The sequence below is a fragment of the Pseudomonas sp. GW821-FHT10C09 genome, from assembly GCF_059415465.1.
Window position 1 is genome coordinate 33,320 of record NZ_JBWKNG010000012.1, and the last position, 21,740, is coordinate 55,059.

The window sequence follows — 21,740 nt, forward strand, 5'->3', positions numbered from 1 at the left end:
TTACCGAAGAAAAACCGCTGAATGGCGTTTTTTGAGTGTTATCTGCCGCTTTCTCTCTTGCCCTCAGCGCTTGGGTCTACGATTCTTCAAGAACAACGACAACACCCGAGAAGCCACCATGAAAACCGTCGCCCAACTGCTCAAGCTCAAAGATCAGAAGAATCAGGAAGTGCACCAGATCAAACCTGATCACATGGTGCTGGAAGCGCTGATGAAGATGGCCGAGAAAAACGTCGGCGCCTTGCTGGTGGTGGAAAATGACGAGGTGCTGGGCATCATCAGTGAACGTGATTACGCACGCAAACTGGTGCTGCATGGCCGTTCTTCAGTGGGCACGCCAGTGCGCGACATCATGGTGTCCCCGGTGATCACCGTGGACACCCATCAAACCGTCGATACGTGCCTGGGCATCATGTCCGACCGACGCCTGCGCCACCTGCCGGTGGTGGAGAATGGCAAGTTGATTGGCTTGCTGTCGATCGGCGACCTGGTGAAGGAAGCGATTGCCGAACAGGCGGAACTGATTCGCCAGCTGGAGCAATACATCCGCGGCGAGTAATCCGGATACACCACAATTGTTATTGGGTGTTCAGACTGGCCAATGCCGGGCGAAGACCGGTGCCAGTGTCGGGTGCCGGTCGATGCGTTCCAGCCACGCGAAAAAACCGGGACGGGTGTTGCGTAAATGCTCCCGGCTGCCGGCCCACCGCGACACCACCGCCGCCAGCACATCCAGTGCGCCCGGCGTCTCATCCCCCAGATACAACTCGCCGGAAAACTGATCGGCAAACAGCTCCCAGCTCCAGTGCAATCGCGCGCGGGCGCCGGCCATGAGGTTTTGCCTGGACGCCTCATCCGTCTCGGCCAGCCAGCGTTCGGGGTAATCGATGATGCCGATGGCCGCGTAGCAATTGCTGACGATGTACGTCAGGCCGCGGATCGCCTGATCGCGGTCGGCGGCCAGTGTCGGCAACAGGTTCGACTTGGGAAAGGTCAGCCCGAGATGAATCAGGATCGCCGCACTTTCGGTCAGGATGCTTCCATCGGGCAATTGCAGCGTTGGAATCTGCTTGAGCCGGTTGAGCTTCTCCAGTGCCTGGGCAGCCTCCGAGGACAATTCGACGTCGATAAAGCGGTAAGGAATTTCGCACAGCTCCAGCGCCGCTTCTATCGCCGCCGCGCCGGAGTTCTGGTGTCCATAGAGTTGATACATGGTGCGGCTTCCTGGCGAGACGGGAATGGGGTCATTAGAGGCGTCACCTGCCGGTCGTGGTGATCCAGCTAATCAGTGTAGAAGCGTCGATCCGCCCCACCTGCACCATCCGACGACTGAACCATCACGCCCGCGTGGGGCAACTCACAAGGTCTATCAATACTGTCGATGTTCACCATCACATCAATGAAGTTCTCATAAAAAATCCACGGCGTAACATCCGCTCCATACCAACCAATAAACACCCCGGAGCACACCATCATGAAACGCCAAACCCTCATCGCTATCGCTTTCTCGGTCTTTGCAGTTAACGCTTTTGCCGCAACCTCTGCTCAACCTGTGGTCGCTGAAGGCGGCTCGGATCGTCTGATTGAAAGTCGTGTGGCTGAAGGTGGTTCGGATCGTTTGATCGAAAATCGTGTAGCCGCTGATGGTTCGGATCATCTGATGGAAAACCGCGTAGCCGCTGATGGTTCGGATCGTTTGATCGAAAACCGCGTAGCCGCTGATGGTTCTGACCATCTGATGGAAAACCGCGTAGCCGCTGATGGTTCCGACCGTCTGATGCAGAACCGCGTTGCCGAAGGTGGTTCCGACCGCCTGATCGAAAGCCGCGCTGCATAAATGCAGGGCTTTACCGCAGTACTCAATGAAAAACCCGGCCTGACCCGCCGGGTTTTTTTACGCCTTTCGTTTGATCAGGGTTACTGGCCAGCCCGCTTCATACAACGCAGATAACGCTCATCGACCCGTTTGGCAAACCATGCCGTGGTGAGCTTGCGGGTGATTTTCGGGCTTTGCAGTTCGATCCCCGGCAACACGGCGCGAGGCAATGCCCTGCCCTCGGCCTGATCGGCCAACGCGAACACTCGCCGGTAGAGTTCCGTCTCCTCGAATTTAAGGCTTTTGCCCTCCTCCAATTGATTGCGAATGGTCGTATTGCGCATCCCCAATTGCTTGCCGAGGCTGCGCACCGCCACTTCCGTGGTGCCGGGCATGATCGAGTCATAGCGGACCAGGTCGCCATCCAGCGCCAACGGGATACCTGACACCCGGCTCAACGCATTCTGAAACGCCGCATTGCGGCTGGCGTACCAACCGGCATTGAAATCAGCGAAGCGATACAGCGGTTGCGTGTAGCTCACCGGGTAACCGAGCAAGTGAGCGATGCCGAAGTACATGCCGCCGCGCCGGGTGAATACCTCATGGCGAATCGAGCCTTCCACCGGGTACGGATAGTCCTTCGCCTGCTGTTCGGCGAACTCGATACTGACTTGCATCGGCCCGGCGGTGTGTACCGGATTGAAGCCACCGAACAAGGTCTTGCCCAAGGGCACCATGCCAATGAAATCATCGAAAATCGCACTGAGTTCCTTTTCACTGCGCGCCGCGTTGAGGCGGTCGCTGTAGCTTTTGCCGTTGGGCGATTTCACCTGCAGCGCACCGCTGATCACCAGGCTGGGGATGTGGACTTTAGCGGCGCGACGGTCGATTTCGTCCCGAGCGATCTTGCCCAGGCCCGGCACGGGCGGGTCGACCTGAAAGGTGGATTCCTGCTCGGTCACGGCGAGCACCGAACACAGGTTTTGCGTGGACGGATAGATCTTCTGGGCCGCGAAGGCGGCGTAGATGTCCGTGGCCCACCCTTGGCGATCCGTGGTTTTGGCCGGCAGCAGGCGCACGATTTCGGCCTTGACCTCGGCGGGCGGGCGCGCTGGTTGTTCCTGCGGGCGCTGAGTGCCGCAACCGGCCAGCAGCAACAGCGCCGCGCCTCCCATGATCAATCGATTGGCTTGCATGGTGCTCCATCAAATCCGTTGAGCCGGGTTAACCATACGACCAATGGCATGGCGCAGGCTATGACCCCCGCTGCAGGCCGCTGTTCCCCGCAATCCGTAGCAGCTGTCATCTCGAATGATGACAAATTGATTGCGAAACGTTACTGAGAAATCCTATCATTTGCGCCTGGAGTCGCATTTGCGCAAGGAGTTCCCGCGCCGTCACTTTCTTTTTTCTCGTCGGCGGCGCTCCGCCAGGAATGAAACATGACCACTGCAGCCCGACTTGGCGTGCCCTTTCGCCCCTCCCTTCTCGCCTTGTTTTGTTCCCTGTCTGCCACTGCCTACGCCGCCACGCCAGCGACACCTGCACAAAACGGCAAGCCCCTGGTGCTCGACAGCGTCAACATCAACGCCACAGCCCCTTCGCCGTCAGATTTGCCCCCGGTGTTTGCCGGCGGCCAGGTCGCTCGCGGCGGGCAATTGGGCGTGCTGGGCAATCAGGACATCATGGATGTCCCGTTCAGTGTGTCGTCCTACACCGAGCAATTGATCCAGGACCAGCAAGCCGAAACCGTCGGCGATGTCTTGCTCAACGATTCTTCGGTACGTCAGGCCACCGGTTTTGCCAACCAGGCCCAGGTGTTTGTGATTCGCGGACTGCCGCTCAATGGCGATGACATTTCCTACAACGGCCTGTACGGCGTGCTGCCGCGCCAGATCATTTCCACTGACGCACTGGAGCGCGTGGAAGTCTTCAAAGGCCCGAACGCCTTCATCAACGGCGTCACCCCAACGGGCTCCGGCATCGGCGGCGGCGTGAATTTGCAACCCAAGCGCGCCGGCGACGTGCCGTTGCGCCGTTTCACCACCGACATCAGCAATGACGGTCGCGTCGGCGAGCACCTGGACCTCGGTCAACGCTTTGGCGAAGACAACCGCTTCGGCGCGCGGGTGAACATTGCCCAGCGCGAAGGCGACACCGGCATCGATGACGAGAATCAACGCTCCAAACTGTTCGCGATCGGCCTGGATTATCGCGGCGATGCATTGCGCATCTCCGGCGACTTCGCCTACCAAAAACAACGCATCAATGCCGGCCGCAACTCGGTGTTCCTGGGCACCGCCACGCACATTCCGGACGCGCCGTCGGCCGACACCAACTACGCGCCGAAATGGGGTTTCACTGAAATCGAAGACACCTTCGGCATGCTTCGCGCCGAGTACGACCTGAACGACAGCTGGACCGCGTACGCCGCAGGGGGCGCCAAGCACACCCGTGAAGTCGGAAACTACAACTCGACCACCCTTACCGACAACCTCGGCAGCGCCACCACCACTGGCTCGTTCATCCCCCATGATGAAGACAACACCAGCGCCATGGCCGGCCTCAACGGTCGTTTCCAGACCGGTCCGGTCAGCCACAAACTGAACTTCGGCCTGGCCGGGATCTGGACCGAACAGCGCAGCGCGTTCGATTTCGACCTGACCAAATACCCGAACAACATCTACCACCCGGTGCAAACGCCGGCGCCACAGGGCGGCCTTTCCGGTGGCGACCTGAGCGATCCAGGCATCACCGGCAAAACTTTCGTGCGCAGCGGCGCGGTGTCCGACACCCTGGGTTTCTTCGATGATCGCTTGTTACTGACGGTCGGCGTGCGTCGCCAGCAGTTGGTTGTTCAAGGCTATGCCTACGCGCCGTACGGCTCCGGCAGCCGCACTTCCTCCTATGACGAATCCATCACCACGCCGGTCTACGGCATTGTGTTCAAACCCTGGGAACACGTTTCGCTCTACGCCAACCGCATCGAAGGCTTGGCAGAAGGCCCGACATCGCCGACCTCGGCCGGGGGGCGCGTGGTCATCAACGGCAACCAGTCCTTTGCACCGGCACGCTCGAAACAAATCGAAGCCGGGGTGAAAGTCGACATGGGCACCTACGGCGCCACCCTCGGTGTGTACCGCATCGAACAACCCAGCGACGGTTTCACCCAGGTCATCGACAGCACCACAGCTGTCTTCATACGTGACGGTGAACAGGTCAATAAAGGCGTCGAGCTCAACGTCTTCGGCGAGCCGATCGAAGGCCTGCGCCTGATCAGCGGCCTGACCCTGATGGACACCGAACTGAAGAAAACCGCTGGCGGGCTCAATGACGGTAATCAAGCCATTGGCGTGCCAAGCTTCCAGTTCAACGCGGCCGTGGATTGGGATGTACCGGGCCTGCAAGGCGTAGCGCTGGACGCGCGGATGTTGCGCACCGGCGGCCAATACGCCGACGCGGCCAACAACCTCAGCCTGCCGACCTGGAACCGCTTCGATGCCGGTGCGCGGTACGCCTTCAGGGTCCAGGAGAAAGACGTGACCCTGCGTCTTGGCGTCGACAACGTGGCCAACAAGAAATACTGGGAATCGGCCCTCGGCGGCTACCTGACCCAAGGTGAGCCACGGGTCGCGAAGATGTCCGCCACCATCGACTTCTGATCAACCACGGCTCAATGAAAAGGCCCCGCAGCTTCATGGCTGCGGGGCCTTTTTCCGTTGGGCGGTCAGCCTTCCGGTCGGCTGCGACTGAACCATACTTGAGCCAGTCACCGAGGAGGACAGGCTCATGCATCGTAGTGACGTACTGATCGTCGGCGCCGGCCCGACCGGGTTGGTCCTGGCGCTGTGGTTGAGCAAACTGGGGATCCGCGTGCGGATTATCGACAAGACGTCGGCGCCCGGTACCACGTCGCGTGCGCTGGCGGTCCAGGCGCGGACGCTGGAGCTTTATCGCCAGCTCGACCTCAGCGAAGCCGTGGTGCAAAGGGGTCATCGCGTGGCGGGCGCCAATTTCTGGGTCAGCGGTGAATCGGTTGCACGGTTGCCACTGAGCAACATCGGCGCTGGCCTGACACCCTATTCGTTCATGGAAATCTTTCCACAAGACCAGCACGAACGACTACTGATCGAGCGTCTTGAAACCTTCGGCATCAAGGTGGAACGCGGCACCGAACTGGAGGACTTCGAGGAAACCGGCGATGGCATCACCGCCCACTTGCGCCTGCCCGATGGCCAACAGGAAACCTGCCAGGCGTGTTACCTGGCCGGTTGCGACGGCGCCCGTTCGATCGTGCGTAAAAAGCTGGACACCGGGTTTCCCGGTGGTACCTACCAACAGATTTTCTACGTGGCGGATGTGCAGGCCAGTGGGCCGACACTCAACGGCGAACTGCACGTGGACCTTGATGAAGCGGATTTCCTCGCCGTGTTCCCGCTGGCCGGCGAAGGTCGCGCCCGGTTGATCGGTACGGTGCGAGACGAGCGTGCCGACCGGGCGGAAACCTTGCGCTTTGAAGACGTCAGCAGCCGGGCCATCGAACACATGAAGGTGCAGATCGAACAGGTGAACTGGTTCTCGACCTACCGCGTGCATCACCGGGTGGCCGATCACTTTCGCACCGGCCGTGCGTTTTTGTTGGGCGACGCGGCCCACGTTCACAGCCCGGCCGGGGGCCAGGGCATGAACACCGGGATTGGCGATGCGATCAACCTGGCGTGGAAATTCGCCGCGGTGTTGAGTGGCGGTGCCGAGGCCAAACTGCTCGATACCTACGAAACCGAGCGCATCGCTTTTGCGCGCAAACTGGTCGCCACCACCGACCGCGTATTCAGTTTCGCCACCGCAGAGGGACGTTTGGCCGATGTGCTGCGAACACGGCTGGCGCTCTTCGTGATTCCCAAAATGGCCTCGTTCGAGACGTCTCGCGAGTTCCTGTTTCGCACGGTCTCACAGATCACCCTGAACTATCGCGGCATGCCGTTGAGCACCGGCGTTGCCGGGCACGTTCACGGCGGCGATCGCCTGCCCTGGGCGCATGATGGCGAGGGCGACAACTTTGAATCGCTGAGGAATCCAACCTGGCAGGTGCACGTGTATGGCGACACCAGCGACGAAATGATCGCTTGGTGCATCGAGCATCATCTGCCCTTGCATGTATTTGACTGGCGACCCGCATTTGAAGCGGCGGGGTTGGGGCGTAACGGGTTTTACCTGCTGCGCCCGGATACGTATGTGGCGATTGCCGAGACGTGTTCCGATCCGAAAGTGATTGAGCGGTACTTCAAGCACCACGGGATCCGGCCGTACTTCGGAACGCCCTGATTCAACCCAAATCAACTGTGGGTTGGGGTTTAGATGCCGGCCAGAGCCAGGTCCATTGCGAAGTAGGTGAAGATCAAATCCGCGCCGGCGCGCTTGATCGCCCCAAGGCTTTCACGCACCACACGGTCCTCATCGATCGCCCCCGCTTGCGCGGCGAACTTGATCATCGCGTACTCGCCGCTGACCTGATACGCCGACAGCGGCAAACGCGAGACCTCGCGGATGTCGCGGATGATGTCGAGGTAGGCGCCGGCCGGCTTGACCATCAGTGCATCTGCGCCTTCCTGTTCGTCCATCAGCGATTCGCGCACCGCTTCGCGGCGGTTCATCGGGTTCATCTGATAGCTTTTGCGGTCGCCCTTGAGCGCGCTGCCGCCGGCTTCACGGAACGGGCCGTAGAGCGCCGAAGCGAACTTGGTCGAATAGGCCATGATCGCGGTCTGGCTGAAACCGGCGTCATCCAGCGCCCGGCGAATCGCCTGGACCTGCCCGTCCATCGCCGCCGACGGGGCAATCACATCAGCACCGGCCCGAGCAGCGGCCACGGCTTGTTTACCAAGGTTGATCAGGGTCTGGTCGTTGTCGACTTCGTGGTTGTGCATCACGCCGCAATGGCCGTGGTCGGTGTATTCGCAGAAACAGGTGTCGGACATCACGATCATTTCCGGCACGGCATCCTTGGCGATCCGCGACATGCGCGACACCAGGCCGTTGTCGCTCCAGGTGTCGCTGCCGCTGCTGTCCAGATGATGCGACACGCCGAAAGTCATGACCGACTTGATGCCGGCGCGGGCGTAGCGCTCGATCTCGCCGGCCAGTTTCGATTCCGGAATGCGCATCACGCCGGGCATGCTTTTGATCGGCACGAAGTCGTCGATTTCTTCCTCGACGAAAATCGGCAGCACCAGGTCGTTCAGGCTGAACTCGGTTTCCTGGAACAGGCTGCGCAGGCTCGCATTGCGGCGCAGACGGCGTGGACGTGCTTCGGGGAACTGGCTGGACATGGGCATTCCTGAAAAACGGAGGATGAGACTAACGTCGTAGGGGGCAAAGCTTATGCCCTGTGCGGAGCAAGACACAAACCTCAGGCGCGGAACAAACCCTTACCGGTTCGGCAATAATCCCCAAATCCAACACAAAACCCTGTGAGAGCGGGCCTGCTCGCGAAAGCGGTGTGTCAGTCAAATAAAATGTTGGCTGTCACGACGCCTTCGCGAGCAGGCTCGCTCCCACCGGTTTAGATTTCATACAGGGTTAAAGTGTCAGGGTGCCGGTGATGCAAGTCACCACCGATCCACCAATCCAGATTTCATCGCCCACCTGATCCACCTGAATGCGCCCCGCCCGTCCCATCGTCAGGCCCTGGCTGACCACATAGGACGCCGGCGCCAGCCCTTCGGCCAGCAACCACTGCGCAATCCCGGCATTCAAACTGCCGGTCGCCGGGTCTTCCGGCATGCCGTCGCCGGAGATGAAGGCCCGTACTTCGAATTGCGCGTCATCGCCATCACGCTCGGGATTCCACGGTGCGATCACGCCAACCGCCAGACCCAGCATTTGCGAATGATCCGGTTGCAAGTCCAGCACTTGCTGGCGGTCCGCGACCATCACCGCCAACCAGCCGGCACCGTTATCCACCCACTGCGCCCGGACAATCGCCCCGACCTCCAGACCGAGCCCGCATCGCACGCGCTCCACCAGTTCGGCGTCCACCGGCCCGGTGTTGATCAGGGGTGGCGCAAGGAAGGCCAGCTCCGCGCCCTGTCGACGGATCCGCACCAGCCCGACGCCGCACTCCTGAATGATCTCCTCGCCCTTGGGCAGGCCCCCCGCCTCAAGCCAGGCATGGCAAGTGCCCAGGGTCGGATGACCGGCGAAGGGCAACTCGTTGAGGGTGGTGAAGATCCGCACGCGATAATCGGCCCGCGGATCGCGCGGCTCCAGCACGAACGTGGTTTCACTGAGGTTGGTCCAGGTCGCGAACGCCGCCATTTGATCATCACTGAGCGCGTCGGCCCCGAACACCACCGCCAACGGATTGCCCTTGAGGGCGATGCGGCTGAAGACATCTACTTGCTTGAAATCGAATGAACGCATGATCTTCCTTGTTCGTGAAGCATTCTATTTAGGGTTGGGGATTTCCAGTCCGCGGATCACCGCCGGCCGCGCCAGAAAGCGTTCCAGCACGCGCGTGACGTTCTTGAAGTCCTTGATGCCCACCAGATCGCCGGCCTCATAGAAGCCGATCAAGTTGCGCACCCACGGGAACGTCGCGATGTCGGCGATGGTGTAGCGCTCGCCCATGATCCAGTCGCGCCCTTCAAGGCGTCCATCCAAAACTTTTAACAAACGTTTACTTTCCTCGACGTAACGGTCGCGGGGGCGTTTGTCCTCGTAGTCCTTGCCGGCAAACTTGTTGAAGAAACCGACCTGGCCGAACATCGGCCCGATGCCGCCCATCTGAAACATCAGCCATTGAATCGTCTCGTAACGCGCAGCCGATTCCTGCGCCAGCAGTTGCCCGCTCTTGTCGGCGAGGTAAATCAGAATCGCCCCGGACTCGAACAATGGCAGGGGTTTGTCCTCGGGACCATGAGGGTCGAGGATCGCCGGGATCTTGTTGTTGGGGCTCAACGACAAAAACTCGGGGGACATTTGATCCTGGGTGTCGAAGCCCACCCGATGCGGCTCGTAGGGCAGCCCGATCTCTTCGAGCATGATCGAGACCTTGACGCCGTTGGGGGTCGGCAAGGAGTACAGCTGGATCCAGTCAGGGTATTGGGCCGGCCATTTTTGGGTAATCGGGAACGCAGACAGATCAGTCATCGCTAGCCTCCATCGCCAAAGAAAGGGTTGAGCATAATCCAGGATCGCCGCCCGCAGGTTGCGAACTTTTGGCGTTATCGAAATCGCTGATGATGACGATCAACAGATGTCAGCCTTCGCCAACGCCTCTACGTGTAGGGTGTCCATAATTTCGCAACATCTTGTCGATAACCTTGACTGCACCCCGTTCAAGGTTATCGATAAAGTGCCGCGCACCCGCCGGTATCGAACCAAACAGGCTCAGAGGACTCTGAGAAATGCCCTTTCGGACACGGACCGGCCCAACGACATGGAAAACACCCGAAGCTGGGAGCTGGTGGTGTAAAGGTTTGTCAGCCTTAACTGAATGCGCTGAAGATCCCTTATTCACATGATGAACCTGTCCAGATTCACCAAACGCTTCAAACACCGTGCGTATATTTTTCTGCCGGCACTGCTGGCGACGAGCGCATTGTTTTTGTCGCTGGAGTCCAGCGAAAGCCGCGCCCAACCGGCGGACGGCACCCAGACCCTGGTGTTCCTGCGTCACGCAGAAAAACCCGAAGGAGGTCTGGGTCAGCTCAATTGCCAGGGCCTCAACCGCGCCATCGACCTGGCGACCTTGTTGCCGGAAAAATTCGGCAAGGCCAACTACGTATTTGCCGCCAACCCGACGCGCAATGTCGAGGAAGGTGAACTGGACAATTCCTACAGCTACATCCGCCCCCTGATGACCATCAGCCCCAGCGCGATCAAGCTCGGCTTGCCGGTGAACATCAAGTTCTCGGCCAACGACACCAGCGACCTGGCGAACGAATTGCTCCACGACAAGTACCACAACTCCATCATCTACACCGCCTGGTCCCACGGCTACCTGCCCGAGTTGATCAACAAGGTCGCGGGAGATGCGGTCGGCGAGAAACAGAACATCTCCGAGGACTGGGAGTCCAGCGACTACGATTCGGTGTACGTCCTGACCCTGACCTGGCACAACGGCAAGGCCAGCCTCGTCAGCCACAGTTACAAGCAAGGGCTGGATAACGGCTCGCAGACTTGCCCGACCTAAGCGGTCGGCAACTTGCCGGGTTGATCGGGGTTGCTTTGCTCCGAGATTTGTAGCGGCTACAAGGGCCTCTTCGCGAGCAAGCCCGCTCCCACAGTTGATCTTCAGTGAACACAGATTTTGTGTCCCTCCAAGATCCAGTGTGGGAGCGAGCCTGCTCGCGAAGGGGCCGGCAAACACTGCATCAACCTGGCTGGTTACCACGCTCCCGCAGGTACTCAAGAACCGCTGCCTTCTCCCCCGCAAACTCAATCCGCGCGCCTTTCTTCTCCCGCTGAAACGCATACATCGGGTCGTAATACTCGCGCAGCAACCCTTCGATCCAGCCCCGGTGCAAATCCACCGCGCCGCTTCGGCCCTGCTCTGCCAAGGCCTCTTCCATCAGGATCAACATCCGCCGATGGCGTTCGCCGCCCAGGCGTTTCTGCACGTTGTTGAGGCTTTCCAGCAAGCGCTCGGAAAACCGCGCAAACCCTTCATCGCCATGTACACCCATGAACTCGGCACACAAGTCCACCACGTAGTCGCGCAAAATCCGCTCGACGCGCCCTTCAAGGCTGTCTTCCAGCCAGACCATCGGAAATTGCTGCATGCCCTGATACAGCGGCAATGGCAAGGCGCAACTGCCGACCGCCCGGCTTTCGTCTTCCAGCACAAACTGCTCGATGCCATGGGCGCGCTTTTTCAGCACATCCACCGCCAGACGGTTCTCGAAATCAATGTTGGACGGCTGTCCGGTCGCGCGCTTGCCGAAGCTTGAGCCGCGATGATTGGCGTGGCCTTCAAGGTCCAGCCCATTGCTCAACTGCGTCAGCACCTCAGTCTTGCCGGTGCCGGTCATGCCACCGAGCAAGACGAAATCGCATTGGGTAACGGCCTGATCAAGGGTGTCGAGCAAGAAGGTGCGCATCGCCTTGTAGCCGCCACCGACCCGGGGATAGTCAATACCGGCCTCGTCCTTGAGCCACTGCTGGACGATCTGCGAGCGCAAACCGCCGCGAAAGCAATACAAATACCCCTCAGGGTGCGCCCGGGAAAAATCGGCCCAGGCCTGGATGCGCTCAGCCTTGATCTCGCCGGACACCAGTTGATGCCCCAGCGTGATGGCCGCCTGCTGCCCGTGCTGCTTGTAGCACGTGCCGATGCGCTGGCGCTCGTTGTCATTCATCAGTGGCAGGTTGACCACACCGGGGAATGAACCCTTGATGAACTCCACCGGCGCGCGCGCATCCATCATCGGCCGGTCGTTCAGGAAGATCTCGCGGTAATCGGTGAAGTCGATCGACATCAAAACACCTCAACCGCGTGTGTCTGTCGCTCAACCAGTTCACCGATCGGTTCCAGGTTCAGGCCCAGTTCGGCCGCCACCGCGAGGAACCGTTCATTGCCCTCGGGCGTGACCGCAATCAGCAGGCCACCGCTGGTCTGCGGATCACACAGCACGCGTTTGTGCAGTTCCTGGAGACGTCCCAGTTTGCTGGCGTAGCTGTCGAAATTACGCAGCGTCCCGCCCGGCACGCAGCCTTGCTCGAGGTAATACTCGACGCCCGGCAGGCGCGGCACGCGGTTGTATTCGATGCGGGCGGTCAGTTGGCTGCCGTCGGCCATTTCCACCAAGTGCCCCAGCAAGCCAAACCCGGTGACGTCGGTCATCGCGGTCACGCCGTCGAGCTTGCCGAAACGGCTGCCGGGTTTGTTCAGGGTGCACATCCAGTCGCGGGCCAGGCCGATGTCGGCGGTGCGCAACTTGCCCTTCTTCTCGGCGGTGGTGAGGATGCCGATACCCAGCGGCTTGGTCAGGTAGAGCAGGCAGCCGGCGGTGGCCGTGTCATTGCGCTTCATGTGGCGCTTTTCCACCAGGCCGGTCACGGCCAGGCCGAAGATCGGCTCTGGCGCATCGATGGAGTGCCCACCGGCCAGCGGGATTCCGGCCTCATCGCAGACCGAGCGGCCGCCGCGAATCACTTCCCGGGCAATCTCCGGCGCCAGCACATTCACTGGCCAGCCGAGGATCGCAATGGCCATCAACGGATCGCCGCCCATGGCGTAGATGTCGCTGATGGCATTGGTGGCGGCGATGCGGCCGAAGTCGAAGGGGTCGTCGACGATGGGCATGAAAAAGTCAGTGGTCGAGACGACGCCGCGCTCTTCATCAATGGCGTACACCGCCGCGTCATCGCGCGAAGCATTGCCGACCCAGAGTTTGGGGTCGAGGTTCTGCGCCCCGCTGCCGGCCAGAATCACTTCCAGGACCTGGGGCGAGATTTTGCAACCGCATCCTGCGCCGTGGCTGTATTGGGTCAGACGAATCGGCTCGCTCATGGGATGCACCTTGTGGGATCAATGCGGCCGATTCTAGCAGACGAGGTTGATGGCGACTGTGCTGGCCTCTTCGCGAGCAGGCTCGCTCTCACAGTAGATCTCCGTCATACACAAAATCTGTATTCACTGAAGATCAAATGTGGGAGCGAGCCTGCTCGCGAAGGGGCCGGCACAACCAGCATCAGTGCCGGTTATGGCAACAGAATCACCTTGTCACCGCTGCCCTGATTCACTTCGGCATACCGCACCAACCCTTGCGCCAACGGTGATTCAAACAACCCTTCCGGCAATGGCAACAAATCCTGATCGAAGAACTGGCCGAACTGATCGAGCATTGCCGCGCATGCCTGAACCCCATACAGCAACGAGTTGATCCCCACCACCGAGCCCCCCTTGCGGTACAGCGCCAGTGCCGGCAGTTGCACCATGCCGTCCACCGGCGCGGCGATGATGGCGATGCGGCCGAAGGTTGCCAGCGCCGCGACCGAGGCCGGGAGCCAGAACCCGGTGGTGTCGAAAATCACGTCAGCGCCGCCGGCATACACAGCGTTCACCTGAGCGCCCAAGTCTTCAGGCTTATCCAGCTGCAACGTCTGATAGCCCAGAGCCTGCAATTCCTTGACCTGCTCCGGTCGCCGCGCCGCCGCCAGCACCTGGGCGCCGCGTACCTTGGCCAGCGCCAACGCCGCACTCCCCACCGCCCCGCCGCCGATCACCAACAAGCGCGTTTGCGCCGTCACCAGGCTGCGCTCCAACGCATCCCACGCCGTGGTGTAGGGCACGCCGAGGCTGGCGGCCTGGGCGAAACTCAGGTGAGTCGGCTTGAGCGCCACGCCGTTGGCCGGCAGCTTGACGAATTGCGCATGGGAGCCGTCGGCAAAGAACCCCAGTTCACGCCCGGTGCCCCAGACTTCCTGGCCGATCAACGCCTGCGGACCTTCAACCACGACACCGGCAAAATCCCGACCGGGGATCCGTGGCAACGTGGTGTAAGGGAAACGTCCCAGCACGTTCTTCACATCGCTGGGGTTGAGGCCGGCGGCCTTGATCTGCACCAGCACTTCATCGGCGCCGGGAACCGGGGTGGGCACGTCAACGTAGCGCAAGGCCGAGAGGTCGCCGGTTTTGTCGAACTGCAATGCTTTCATGAGCGTTTCCATGGAATAAATGAACGGTTCAGGAGATCCAGCCAGCGACCAATTGCCGGCCCATGGGCCACAACTTTTCACCGGCCAGCATGCCGAGCAGCCCGACCAGTGCGATGGCCGGCGGTGCGGGGGAACGAAAATCCAGTGCGCCGTAGAGCAAACCGACGCCCAGACCGATGACCAGCGAGATGAGGTAGCTCATGGCGGACTCCGGGGGCAATGAAGACAGGCCTGAAGTCTAGTGCGAGGTGGAAATGGGCACCGGCCAAGTGCTTCTGAATTTCGGCCAAAGCACTAAAGAGACAAACCGTAGCCCTGTGGGAGCGAGCCTGCTCGCGAAGGCGGTCTTTCATTCAACATTGATGCTGAACATGACGGCCTCTTCGCGAGCAAGCTCGCTCCCACAGGGTTTTGCCAGCGGCTACAAGGTTTGGTGATGGCTGGAAAACTGTGAAGGCGCGACGCCCAGTTCCCGGCGGAACATGTCGCTGAAACTGCTCGGTGAATAGCCCAGCTCGCGGGCGATTGCGCTGACCGGCACGCCCTGAATCAGCTCTGCGACCGCCGTCGCCAGTTGCACCTGCCGTCGCCACTCGGCGAAGCCCATGCCCAAACTGTCCTTGAACAACCGCGCCAGGGTACGCACGCTGGCACCGGCGTTTTCAGCGTGTTGTTCGAACGGGATGTCCAGCGATGGCGCGGCCATGACCGCCTGACAGAGGTTCATCAGGCGCCGGTCGGAATCATCCGGCAACGGGATTTTCAACAGAGAACGCCTGGCTCGTCTAAGCTCCAACAGCGCCAGGCCGACCAGCGCTTCGTAATACTCCGGAGCCCCTTCCTCGCCCTGCTCCACCAGCCCGACGATCAGCTCCCGCAGCAGACCGCCGACCTCAATCACCTGAACACTCTTTTCCAGTGTGGCCGCCAATGACGGTCGCAGGTAGATGTTGCGCATCTGCAAGTCCGAGACCACACGAATCCCGTGAGGCACGCCCGGCGGTAGCCATACCGCCCGTTGCGGCGGTACCACCAGCGCCTCATGGGGCGTTTCAACCCACATCACGCCGCTCATTGCATACAGCAATTGGCCCCACACATGCTCGTGCGGCTCGATAAACAAGCCGCGCGGATAGGTGCGCGCCAGCGGTTGCACGGGCACATCGGTGTCACTCAGATCAGGGGGCGCGGCAAGGGCCATGGGGCAGCAATCATTGAGGTTTTCAGGTCTTGCATGGTAACCAGCCCACGGCCTTGTCGCCACTGGCCGCCGCCGTCTGACAATAAGACTGAATTTTCCGTAACCCCAACGATCCTTCTATTACCACAGGGAGGAATACGGGCTTTATGAACAACGCAAAACTATTCGTCATTGAATACACCCTTCATGGCGTCCCCAAGTCATTCATCATCCGCCTGGACAAGATGGACAACGCGGAGGCTTGGCATTGGGCAAGCTGCGACGCCGGAGTGGGCAGGATCCCGCGATTCGGCCGAGAGAAGGTGCAAAAGACCAGCAAACCGATGGCGGAAAAGTTCGGGGTCGAGAATGTGAAGTGGCGGCCGACGAGTTAATAAAACAGAACAAATGAATACCTGTGGCGAGGGAGCTTGCTCCCTCGCCACACTCATCCTTCTGATCAGGTTTAAGCACTACTTCTCATGAGCACACTTGCAGCCCTTGCTGGAGCATTCTTCGCCATTCGAATGGTGATGGGCGCAGGCTTCGCAACAATAGTGTTTACCGTGGCGCGCTATCGGATGCTCGCCCAGCTTGCACGAGCATTTGGGACAATCGCAGATACTGTCACTGCTGATCATGAGTCGGACTCCATTGGTGTGGTCGTCGGGGTGCCGCACACGCGGCCCGTCTTACCAGTGTAGGAGTTTGTGTCAGGCCTGCCGTGTGCTGCTGCGATACATGAACACCAACGCCAGCCCCAGGCACACCATCGCCACGATCCGGCTGTGGGACAGGTCGATGGCCGGATTGCCCAGCCAGCCGAAATTGTCGATCAGCATGCCCATGCCCAGTTGCCCGACGATCACCGCCACGGTCGCCACCGCCGTGCCGACCTTGGGCACCGCGCCGACCATGACCATCATGTACACCACGCCGAACAGAGCGCCACTGAGCTGCCATTTCGGCACGTCCAGCAAGCTCACGGCCTGCGCCGGCTCGAAAAACAGGATCAGCAGCCCGGTGACCACCGCGCCCACCACGAAGGTCAGCAAACTGCTGCGCAACACGCCAACCGTTTCGCCCAGACGGCCATTGATCGCCGCTTGCACACTCAACACCGCACCGGCCGCGACAATCACGGCCAACAAAATAATCAGATTCATCATCAACCCCGAGCGATCAGAACAAGTGCCACGACAATCAACAGCAACGCCAGCCAGCGTTCACCGTTGACCTTTTTGCGACTGGCGCCGAACCAGCCAAAGTGGTCGATCAGCACGCTTTTGCCGACCTGCCCGCAGAGGATCGCGATCATGGTCATCGCAATGCCGATGTGCGGCGTGGCCAGGGTCAGCACCACCACATAGATCGGCCCTAGAAAGCCACCGATCAACTGCCAGCGCGGCAAGGTGTTCAACGCCGGGCCCTGTTGCGGGCCGCTGAACAACAGCAGCAAAAACAGAATCGCCGAACCGACCCCGAAGATGCTCAACGTCGCCCACAAATGCCCGACCTGAACCCCGAGCGGCCCGAGCAAACCGGCCTCCACGGAAAGGCCCATGCCGGCGAGAATCACCAGCGGCAACAGCAATAGCCGCAGCCCTGGTTTGGTCGCGGGTGTGACCGCGGTGTCGATTGAAGACGCTTGCATAAGGGAAACCTGCCTGTAGAAACAATGGCCGGCATTATCCGGTGGCAGAGCTTTGCGATAAATGGGAGCATCCTGACAACACTTTTGCGCAACACGCACAGCGGGACGAACCATGCACGGTCTCAACGAACTCGGATTCAAGGCACTTCGGCTGTTTGTCGCCGTGCTCGACCACGGCAGTTTTTCCGAAGTGGCGCGGCGCGAGGGCCTGGCGCCCTCTTCGATTTCCCGACAGATCCAACTGATGGAACAGGCCCTGAGCCAGCAATTGCTCTACCGTCACACCCGCGCCGTCACGCCCACCGAAGCCGGGCGCATGCTCGGTCATCATGCGCGACTGGTGCTGGTGCAACTGGAGGAAGCCGAGCAAGCCTTGCAGGAACAGCAAAGCGAACCGAGCGGACTGGTGCGGATCAACGCCCCGGTGGTGTTCGGCCAACGGCACCTGACCCCGTGGCTGGGACAATTGTGCGAGCGCTATCCCAAGTTGCAACTGGATATCCAGCAAACCGACCATTACATCGACCCGCTGCAAGAAGGCGCCGACCTGCTGTTTCGCATCGGCCCGCTGCACGACTCCAGCATGCAGGCACGGATCCTCGCGCCGCACCGCTTTCAAGTCGCCGCCAGCCCGGCCTACCTCGAACGCCACGGCACGCCGCAACGCCCTGAAGACCTCGCGGCGCATCAATGCCTGGCCTACAAAGGTGCGACCGGCTTGCAACGCTGGTTTTTCCGCAAGGATCAGCAAGACTGGACGCCCTACTCGGTCAAAGGGCCGATCACCGGCAACCACGCCGACACCTTGGTTCAAGCGGCTGAGCAAGGGTTGGGGCTGGTGATGTTTCCGTCGTGGCTGATTGGTGAAGCGGTGCGCGAAGGCACGCTGGTGCCGGTGCTGGGGGACTTTCAGGTATCCAACAGCCTTGAGCCGCAGCAGATTGCGGTGTTATGGCCGGGCAGCCGACGGTTGTCGGTGAAGGTGCGCACGGTGATTGATTTCTTTGTCGAGTGCTTTGGGCCGATTCCGTACTGGGACAGACCGTAATCACCTGTGGCGAGGGAGCTTGCTCCCGCTTGAGTGCGCAGCGCTCACAAGATTTTGGGGCTGCTGCGCAACCCAGCGGGAGCAAGCTCCCTCGCCACAAAGGCTCGCTCCCACAGGTTTTGTGTGGTGTCAGATACGGAACTGGCCGACCAGTTTGCCGAGGCGCTGGCCGAGGTCTGCCAGGCTGCGCGACGTCTGCGCACCGAGTTGGGTTTCATCCGCCACATTGTCCACGGCAACCGCGATCTGATGCACGCTGCGGTTGATCTCTTCAGCCACTGCCGTTTGCTCTTCCGCAGCGCTGGCGATCTGTGCGTTCATCGAATTGATAGTGCCGATCAACTGCGCCATGGTGTCCAGTGAGGCGCCCGCCTCGTTGGCCTGCGCTGAAGTGCCGTCACCCGCTTCACTGGAACGGCGCATGGCTTCCACCGCCGATTGGGTGCCAGCCTGCAAGCGGTCGATCATGCTCTGGATTTCCTGGGTGCTGATCTGCGTGCGACTGGCCAGCGCCCGCACTTCATCGGCCACCACCGCAAAACCACGGCCTGCTTCACCGGCGCGTGCCGCTTCGATGGCGGCGTTGAGCGCCAACAGGTTGGTCTGATCGGCAATCGAACGGATCACCCCGAGCACGCTGACAATCGACGACACGTCTTTTTGCAAGCTGTCCAGGGATACGCCGCTGCTGCGGATGTCGTCCACCAGCGCATGAATCTTGACGATGCTGCCCGCGACCACGCGTTTGGCGGCCTGACCTTCTTCGTCGGTCTGCTGCGCAGCGACTGCCGCGTTTTGCGCACTTTTGGCCACTTCCTGCGCCGCTGCCGACATTTCGTTGATCGCCGTGGCGACCTGATCGGTCTCATGACGCTGACGTTCCATGGCCTGGTCTGAGCGCTGGGCCTGATCGGACACCTGGTTCACCAGCCCAGTCAGTTGTGTGGTCATTTCGGTGATCTGACGCACGAGGCTGTGGATCTTGTCGACAAAGCGGTTGAACGAGCCCGCCAGTTCACCGAGTTCGTCCTGGCTGGTGATGGTCAGGCGACGGGTCAGGTCGCCCTCGCCTGCAGCGATGTCATCGAGGTTGGCTTTCATCATGTTCAACGGGCGCAGGATGGTGTTGGCCAGCAGCATGCCGACCGCCGCGATCACCAACAGCACCACCACGGCAATCCCGACGATGCTCAGCAGCACGCCTTCCATGCGCTCCTGAACCTTGGCTTCCACCAGCGCGACTTGCGCTTCGATGCCGTCGAGGTTGACCGACGTACCCACCGCCATGTCCCACTTCGACAGGTATTCGGTGTAGCCCAGTTTAGGCACCAGCACTTGGGTGTTGCCGGGCAGTGGCGAGCTGTATTGCAGGTAGTGCGTCCCGTCCTTGGCGACTTTCACCAGGTCGCGGTTGACGTAGACGCCGTTCGGGTCGCGGTTGTCCTTGAAGCTCTGGCCCACGCCTTCGGGGCTGTTGGCCTTGAACAGGCGAACCGTGTTGGAGTCGTAGCCGAAGAAGTAGCCTTCCTTGCCGTAGGTGATGCTCGACAGCAACTTGATCACCTGCGCCCGCGCGGCATCATCGCCGGGGGCGGCGGCGTCGTAGAGCGGTTTGATCGTGGTCATGGCCACGGCCACGTAGCTTTGCAGAGTGGCCTTGGCGTCGTTGAGCAGGCGCTGGCGCGTTTCCTCGACTTCCTTGTGCGCCTGTTCCTGAAGCACGAACAGCGTGGTCAGGCTGATAACCAGGGCAAAGAGCAACACCGGGAGAACGGCAAGGGACAGGACTTTAGCCTTCAGGCTCATGCGCATGACGGTTCACTCTTTTGGTTTTGTTGGCGTGGTTAAAGGCTTTAACGGCACGCCGGGCCAAAAGTTGAGCGCGGCCCCCTGTGGGAGCGAGCCTGCTCGCGAAAGCGGTGTGCCAGTCGATGTTGATGTTGACTGATACACCGCTTTCGCGAGCAGGCTCGCTCCCACATTTAGTCCACTGTGATGAGGGAGAACGGGGTTAGAGAATCATCGCGGCCACCCAACCAAACGCCAGCAGCGGCAGGTTGTAGTGCAGGAACGTCGGGACCACGGTGTCCCAGATGTGGTGATGCTGGCCGTCGATGTTCAAACCCGAGGTCGGGCCCAGCGTCGAGTCAGAGGCTGGCGAGCCGGCGTCACCCAGGGCGCCGGCCGTGCCGACGATGCAGACGATGGCCAGCGGGCTGAACCCCAGTTGCACGCACAGCGGCACGAAAATCGCCGCCAGGATCGGCACGGTGGAAAACGACGAACCGATGCCCATGGTCACCAGCAAGCCGACCAGCAACATTAACAGCGCGCCGATGCCCTTGCTGTGGTTGATCCACGAGGCCGAGGATTCCACCAGCGTCTGCACTTGGCCGGTGGCTTTCATCACTTCGGCAAAGCCGGAGGCGGCGATCATGATGAAGCCGATCATCGCCATCATCTTCATGCCTTCGGTGAACAGGTCATCGGTTTCACGCCACTTCACAATGCCCGACACCGAGAAAATCAGGAACCCGGCCAGGGCGCCGATGATCATCGAGTCCAGCAGCAACTGAATAATGAAGGCCGCCACAATGGCCACGCCCGCGACCATCAGGCTCAGCGGGTTGTACTGCACCGCGACCTGTTCGACTTGCTCGATTTTTTCCAGGTCATAGACGCGCTTCTTGCGGTAGCTGAAAAACGCCACTGCTAGGCCGAACACCATGCCCAGTGCCGGGATGCCCATGGCGTGGGTGACGTTGATGCCGCTGATGTCCACACCGCTGCGGGCGACGTTGGCCAGCAGAATCTCGTTGAGGAAGATGTTGCCGAAGCCCACCGGCAGGAACATGTACGGGGTGATCAAACCGAAGGTCATCACGCAGGCAATCAAGCGGCGATCCAGTTGCAGCTTGGTCAGCACGTATAAAAGCGGCGGCACCAGTAGCGGGATAAAGGCGATATGTATCGGCAGAATGTTCTGCGAAGCGATGGCCACCACCCACAGCAAACCGATCAGCAGCCACTTGACTTGACCGCCACCGCTGGCGTGTTGCCGATCGACCATCGCCAGGGCCTTGTCCGCCAGGGCATGGGCCATGCCGGACTTGGCAATCGCCACGGCGAACGCGCCGAGCAGGGCATAGGACAACGCCACCGTCGCCCCGCCGCCGAGGCCGCTGTTGAAGGCTTTGAGCGTGGCGTCGATGCCCAGGCCACCGGTCAGGCCACCCACCAGCGCGCCGACAATCAGCGCGATCACTACGTGCACGCGGGACAGGCTGAGAATCAGCATGATGCCGACCGCGGCGATTACAGCATTAATCATCGTTACCTCAAGGCAAGCGAAATGAGCTCAGCCGGCAGTCTGCGAAGA

At 60.7% G+C, this 21,740-nt stretch carries 22 protein-coding genes; 7 read left to right on the top strand and 15 right to left on the bottom strand.

What is annotated here, in order from left to right:
* The first annotated feature begins 118 nt into the window (after positions 1-118).
* Positions 119-559 carry a CBS domain-containing protein gene (locus tag AC07N8_RS14085; protein WP_007944798.1) on the top strand — a complete coding sequence of 147 codons (441 nt, stop codon included), beginning with the start codon at positions 119-121 and terminating at the stop codon, positions 557-559.
* A 30-nt stretch (positions 560-589) separates the two neighbouring features.
* Here the strand turns inward: AC07N8_RS14085 and AC07N8_RS14090 are convergent, their stop codons facing one another.
* Positions 590-1,213, bottom strand: coding sequence for a glutathione S-transferase N-terminal domain-containing protein (locus AC07N8_RS14090; protein WP_483842659.1), 624 nt, complete (start codon positions 1,211-1,213; stop codon positions 590-592).
* Between the two features lie 261 nt (positions 1,214-1,474).
* On the opposite strand from AC07N8_RS14090, the gene AC07N8_RS14095 reads away from it, so the two are divergent.
* Positions 1,475-1,837 carry a hypothetical protein gene (locus tag AC07N8_RS14095; protein ID WP_493144127.1) on the top strand — a complete coding sequence of 121 codons (363 nt, stop codon included), beginning with the start codon at positions 1,475-1,477 and terminating at the stop codon, positions 1,835-1,837.
* Between the two features lie 80 nt (positions 1,838-1,917).
* Here the strand turns inward: AC07N8_RS14095 and AC07N8_RS14100 are convergent, their stop codons facing one another.
* Complete coding sequence (locus AC07N8_RS14100; protein ID WP_493144128.1) at positions 1,918-3,012, bottom strand: DUF1615 domain-containing protein; 1,095 nt, start codon at positions 3,010-3,012, stop codon at positions 1,918-1,920.
* A 246-nt stretch (positions 3,013-3,258) separates the two neighbouring features.
* Between AC07N8_RS14100 and AC07N8_RS14105 the strand changes: the two genes are divergently transcribed.
* Positions 3,259-5,478: a TonB-dependent receptor gene (locus AC07N8_RS14105; protein ID WP_493144129.1), complete on the top strand. Its 2,220-nt coding sequence runs from the start codon at positions 3,259-3,261 to the stop codon at positions 5,476-5,478.
* A gap of 127 nt (positions 5,479-5,605) precedes the next feature.
* A complete protein-coding gene (locus AC07N8_RS14110; RefSeq protein ID WP_493144131.1) occupies positions 5,606-7,141 on the top strand; it encodes an FAD-dependent oxidoreductase in 1,536 nt (511 codons plus the stop codon).
* Between the two features lie 29 nt (positions 7,142-7,170).
* Here the strand turns inward: AC07N8_RS14110 and hemB are convergent, their stop codons facing one another.
* From hemB to AC07N8_RS14125, 3 genes are all read right to left on the bottom strand, one after another.
* Positions 7,171-8,145 carry a porphobilinogen synthase gene (gene hemB, locus AC07N8_RS14115; RefSeq protein ID WP_483842654.1) on the bottom strand — a complete coding sequence of 325 codons (975 nt, stop codon included), beginning with the start codon at positions 8,143-8,145 and terminating at the stop codon, positions 7,171-7,173.
* Positions 8,146-8,395: 250 nt separating this feature from the next.
* Positions 8,396-9,238 (bottom strand): PhzF family phenazine biosynthesis protein, encoded by an 843-nt coding sequence (locus tag AC07N8_RS14120; RefSeq protein WP_493144133.1) that lies wholly within the window; start codon positions 9,236-9,238, stop codon positions 8,396-8,398.
* Between the two features lie 24 nt (positions 9,239-9,262).
* The gene (locus AC07N8_RS14125; RefSeq protein ID WP_123432445.1) at positions 9,263-9,967 is read right to left on the bottom strand and encodes a glutathione S-transferase family protein; all 705 of its coding nucleotides are present in this window, start codon (positions 9,965-9,967) and stop codon (positions 9,263-9,265) included.
* Between the two features lie 373 nt (positions 9,968-10,340).
* Here AC07N8_RS14125 and AC07N8_RS14130 point away from each other — a divergent pair, with 373 nt between their 5' ends.
* Positions 10,341-11,012 (top strand): histidine phosphatase family protein, encoded by a 672-nt coding sequence (locus AC07N8_RS14130; RefSeq protein ID WP_493144312.1) that lies wholly within the window; start codon positions 10,341-10,343, stop codon positions 11,010-11,012.
* 181 nt (positions 11,013-11,193) lie between these two features.
* Here the strand turns inward: AC07N8_RS14130 and mnmH are convergent, their stop codons facing one another.
* The 5 genes from mnmH to AC07N8_RS14155 form a co-directional block, all read right to left on the bottom strand.
* Positions 11,194-12,297 carry a tRNA 2-selenouridine(34) synthase MnmH gene (gene mnmH, locus AC07N8_RS14135; RefSeq protein WP_493144135.1) on the bottom strand — a complete coding sequence of 368 codons (1,104 nt, stop codon included), beginning with the start codon at positions 12,295-12,297 and terminating at the stop codon, positions 11,194-11,196.
* Complete coding sequence (selD, locus tag AC07N8_RS14140; protein ID WP_027925430.1) at positions 12,297-13,331, bottom strand: selenide, water dikinase SelD; 1,035 nt, start codon at positions 13,329-13,331, stop codon at positions 12,297-12,299. The genes mnmH and selD overlap by 1 nt, the downstream gene beginning before the upstream one ends.
* Positions 13,332-13,522: 191 nt before the next feature.
* Positions 13,523-14,479 carry a quinone oxidoreductase family protein gene (locus AC07N8_RS14145; RefSeq protein ID WP_493144138.1) on the bottom strand — a complete coding sequence of 319 codons (957 nt, stop codon included), beginning with the start codon at positions 14,477-14,479 and terminating at the stop codon, positions 13,523-13,525.
* A gap of 28 nt (positions 14,480-14,507) precedes the next feature.
* Positions 14,508-14,681, bottom strand: coding sequence for a DUF1427 family protein (locus tag AC07N8_RS14150; RefSeq protein WP_081744004.1), 174 nt, complete (start codon positions 14,679-14,681; stop codon positions 14,508-14,510).
* Between the two features lie 219 nt (positions 14,682-14,900).
* On the bottom strand, positions 14,901-15,680 hold the full coding sequence (locus tag AC07N8_RS14155) for an AraC family transcriptional regulator (protein ID WP_483842649.1): 780 nt from the start codon (positions 15,678-15,680) through the stop codon (positions 14,901-14,903).
* A 146-nt stretch (positions 15,681-15,826) separates the two neighbouring features.
* On the opposite strand from AC07N8_RS14155, the gene AC07N8_RS14160 reads away from it, so the two are divergent.
* The gene (locus tag AC07N8_RS14160; protein WP_483842648.1) at positions 15,827-16,054 is read left to right on the top strand and encodes a DUF6555 family protein; all 228 of its coding nucleotides are present in this window, start codon (positions 15,827-15,829) and stop codon (positions 16,052-16,054) included.
* A 78-nt stretch (positions 16,055-16,132) separates the two neighbouring features.
* Here AC07N8_RS14160 and AC07N8_RS14165 read toward each other — a convergent pair whose 3' ends face one another.
* The 3 genes from AC07N8_RS14165 to AC07N8_RS14175 form a co-directional block, all read right to left on the bottom strand.
* The gene (locus AC07N8_RS14165) at positions 16,133-16,300 is read right to left on the bottom strand and encodes a metallothionein (RefSeq protein WP_493144142.1); all 168 of its coding nucleotides are present in this window, start codon (positions 16,298-16,300) and stop codon (positions 16,133-16,135) included.
* 72 nt (positions 16,301-16,372) lie between these two features.
* Positions 16,373-16,828, bottom strand: coding sequence for a DMT family transporter (locus AC07N8_RS14170; protein WP_493144145.1), 456 nt, complete (start codon positions 16,826-16,828; stop codon positions 16,373-16,375).
* Positions 16,828-17,313 carry a DMT family transporter gene (locus AC07N8_RS14175; protein WP_007945307.1) on the bottom strand — a complete coding sequence of 162 codons (486 nt, stop codon included), beginning with the start codon at positions 17,311-17,313 and terminating at the stop codon, positions 16,828-16,830. The genes AC07N8_RS14170 and AC07N8_RS14175 overlap by 1 nt, the downstream gene beginning before the upstream one ends.
* Positions 17,314-17,425: 112 nt before the next feature.
* Here AC07N8_RS14175 and AC07N8_RS14180 point away from each other — a divergent pair, with 112 nt between their 5' ends.
* Positions 17,426-18,361, top strand: coding sequence for a LysR family transcriptional regulator (locus tag AC07N8_RS14180; protein ID WP_483842646.1), 936 nt, complete (start codon positions 17,426-17,428; stop codon positions 18,359-18,361).
* Positions 18,362-18,490: 129 nt separating this feature from the next.
* On the opposite strand, the gene ctpM is transcribed toward AC07N8_RS14180, so the two are convergent.
* Together ctpM and AC07N8_RS14190 are read right to left on the bottom strand one after the other, a co-directional pair.
* Entirely contained in the window at positions 18,491-20,173 is a 1,683-nt protein-coding gene (gene ctpM / locus AC07N8_RS14185; RefSeq protein ID WP_483842645.1) for a methyl-accepting chemotaxis protein CtpM, read from the bottom strand.
* A gap of 199 nt (positions 20,174-20,372) precedes the next feature.
* Positions 20,373-21,689: a Na+/H+ antiporter family protein gene (locus AC07N8_RS14190; RefSeq protein ID WP_185044997.1), complete on the bottom strand. Its 1,317-nt coding sequence runs from the start codon at positions 21,687-21,689 to the stop codon at positions 20,373-20,375.
* Between the last annotated feature and the right edge of the window lie 51 nt (positions 21,690-21,740).

Bases quoted from the DNA above. Each gene is read 5' to 3' on its own strand.
- AC07N8_RS14085 (WP_007944798.1), top strand. From the start codon at position 119: ATGAAAACCGTCGCCCAACTGCTCAAGCTCAAAGATCAGAAGAATCAG.
- AC07N8_RS14090 (WP_483842659.1), bottom strand. From the start codon at position 1,213: ATGTATCAACTCTATGGACACCAGAACTCCGGCGCGGCGGCGATAGAA.
- AC07N8_RS14095 (WP_493144127.1), top strand. From the start codon at position 1,475: ATGAAACGCCAAACCCTCATCGCTATCGCTTTCTCGGTCTTTGCAGTT.
- AC07N8_RS14100 (WP_493144128.1), bottom strand. From the start codon at position 3,012: ATGCAAGCCAATCGATTGATCATGGGAGGCGCGGCGCTGTTGCTGCTG.
- AC07N8_RS14105 (WP_493144129.1), top strand. From the start codon at position 3,259: ATGACCACTGCAGCCCGACTTGGCGTGCCCTTTCGCCCCTCCCTTCTC.
- AC07N8_RS14110 (WP_493144131.1), top strand. From the start codon at position 5,606: ATGCATCGTAGTGACGTACTGATCGTCGGCGCCGGCCCGACCGGGTTG.
- hemB (WP_483842654.1), bottom strand. From the start codon at position 8,145: ATGTCCAGCCAGTTCCCCGAAGCACGTCCACGCCGTCTGCGCCGCAAT.
- AC07N8_RS14120 (WP_493144133.1), bottom strand. From the start codon at position 9,238: ATGCGTTCATTCGATTTCAAGCAAGTAGATGTCTTCAGCCGCATCGCC.
- AC07N8_RS14125 (WP_123432445.1), bottom strand. From the start codon at position 9,967: ATGACTGATCTGTCTGCGTTCCCGATTACCCAAAAATGGCCGGCCCAA.
- AC07N8_RS14130 (WP_493144312.1), top strand. From the start codon at position 10,341: ATGAACCTGTCCAGATTCACCAAACGCTTCAAACACCGTGCGTATATT.
- mnmH (WP_493144135.1), bottom strand. From the start codon at position 12,297: ATGTCGATCGACTTCACCGATTACCGCGAGATCTTCCTGAACGACCGG.
- selD (WP_027925430.1), bottom strand. From the start codon at position 13,331: ATGAGCGAGCCGATTCGTCTGACCCAATACAGCCACGGCGCAGGATGC.
- AC07N8_RS14145 (WP_493144138.1), bottom strand. From the start codon at position 14,479: ATGAAAGCATTGCAGTTCGACAAAACCGGCGACCTCTCGGCCTTGCGC.
- AC07N8_RS14150 (WP_081744004.1), bottom strand. From the start codon at position 14,681: ATGAGCTACCTCATCTCGCTGGTCATCGGTCTGGGCGTCGGTTTGCTC.
- AC07N8_RS14155 (WP_483842649.1), bottom strand. From the start codon at position 15,680: ATGGCCCTTGCCGCGCCCCCTGATCTGAGTGACACCGATGTGCCCGTG.
- AC07N8_RS14160 (WP_483842648.1), top strand. From the start codon at position 15,827: ATGAACAACGCAAAACTATTCGTCATTGAATACACCCTTCATGGCGTC.
- AC07N8_RS14165 (WP_493144142.1), bottom strand. From the start codon at position 16,300: ATGATCAGCAGTGACAGTATCTGCGATTGTCCCAAATGCTCGTGCAAG.
- AC07N8_RS14170 (WP_493144145.1), bottom strand. From the start codon at position 16,828: ATGATGAATCTGATTATTTTGTTGGCCGTGATTGTCGCGGCCGGTGCG.
- AC07N8_RS14175 (WP_007945307.1), bottom strand. From the start codon at position 17,313: ATGCAAGCGTCTTCAATCGACACCGCGGTCACACCCGCGACCAAACCA.
- AC07N8_RS14180 (WP_483842646.1), top strand. From the start codon at position 17,426: ATGCACGGTCTCAACGAACTCGGATTCAAGGCACTTCGGCTGTTTGTC.
- ctpM (WP_483842645.1), bottom strand. From the start codon at position 20,173: ATGCGCATGAGCCTGAAGGCTAAAGTCCTGTCCCTTGCCGTTCTCCCG.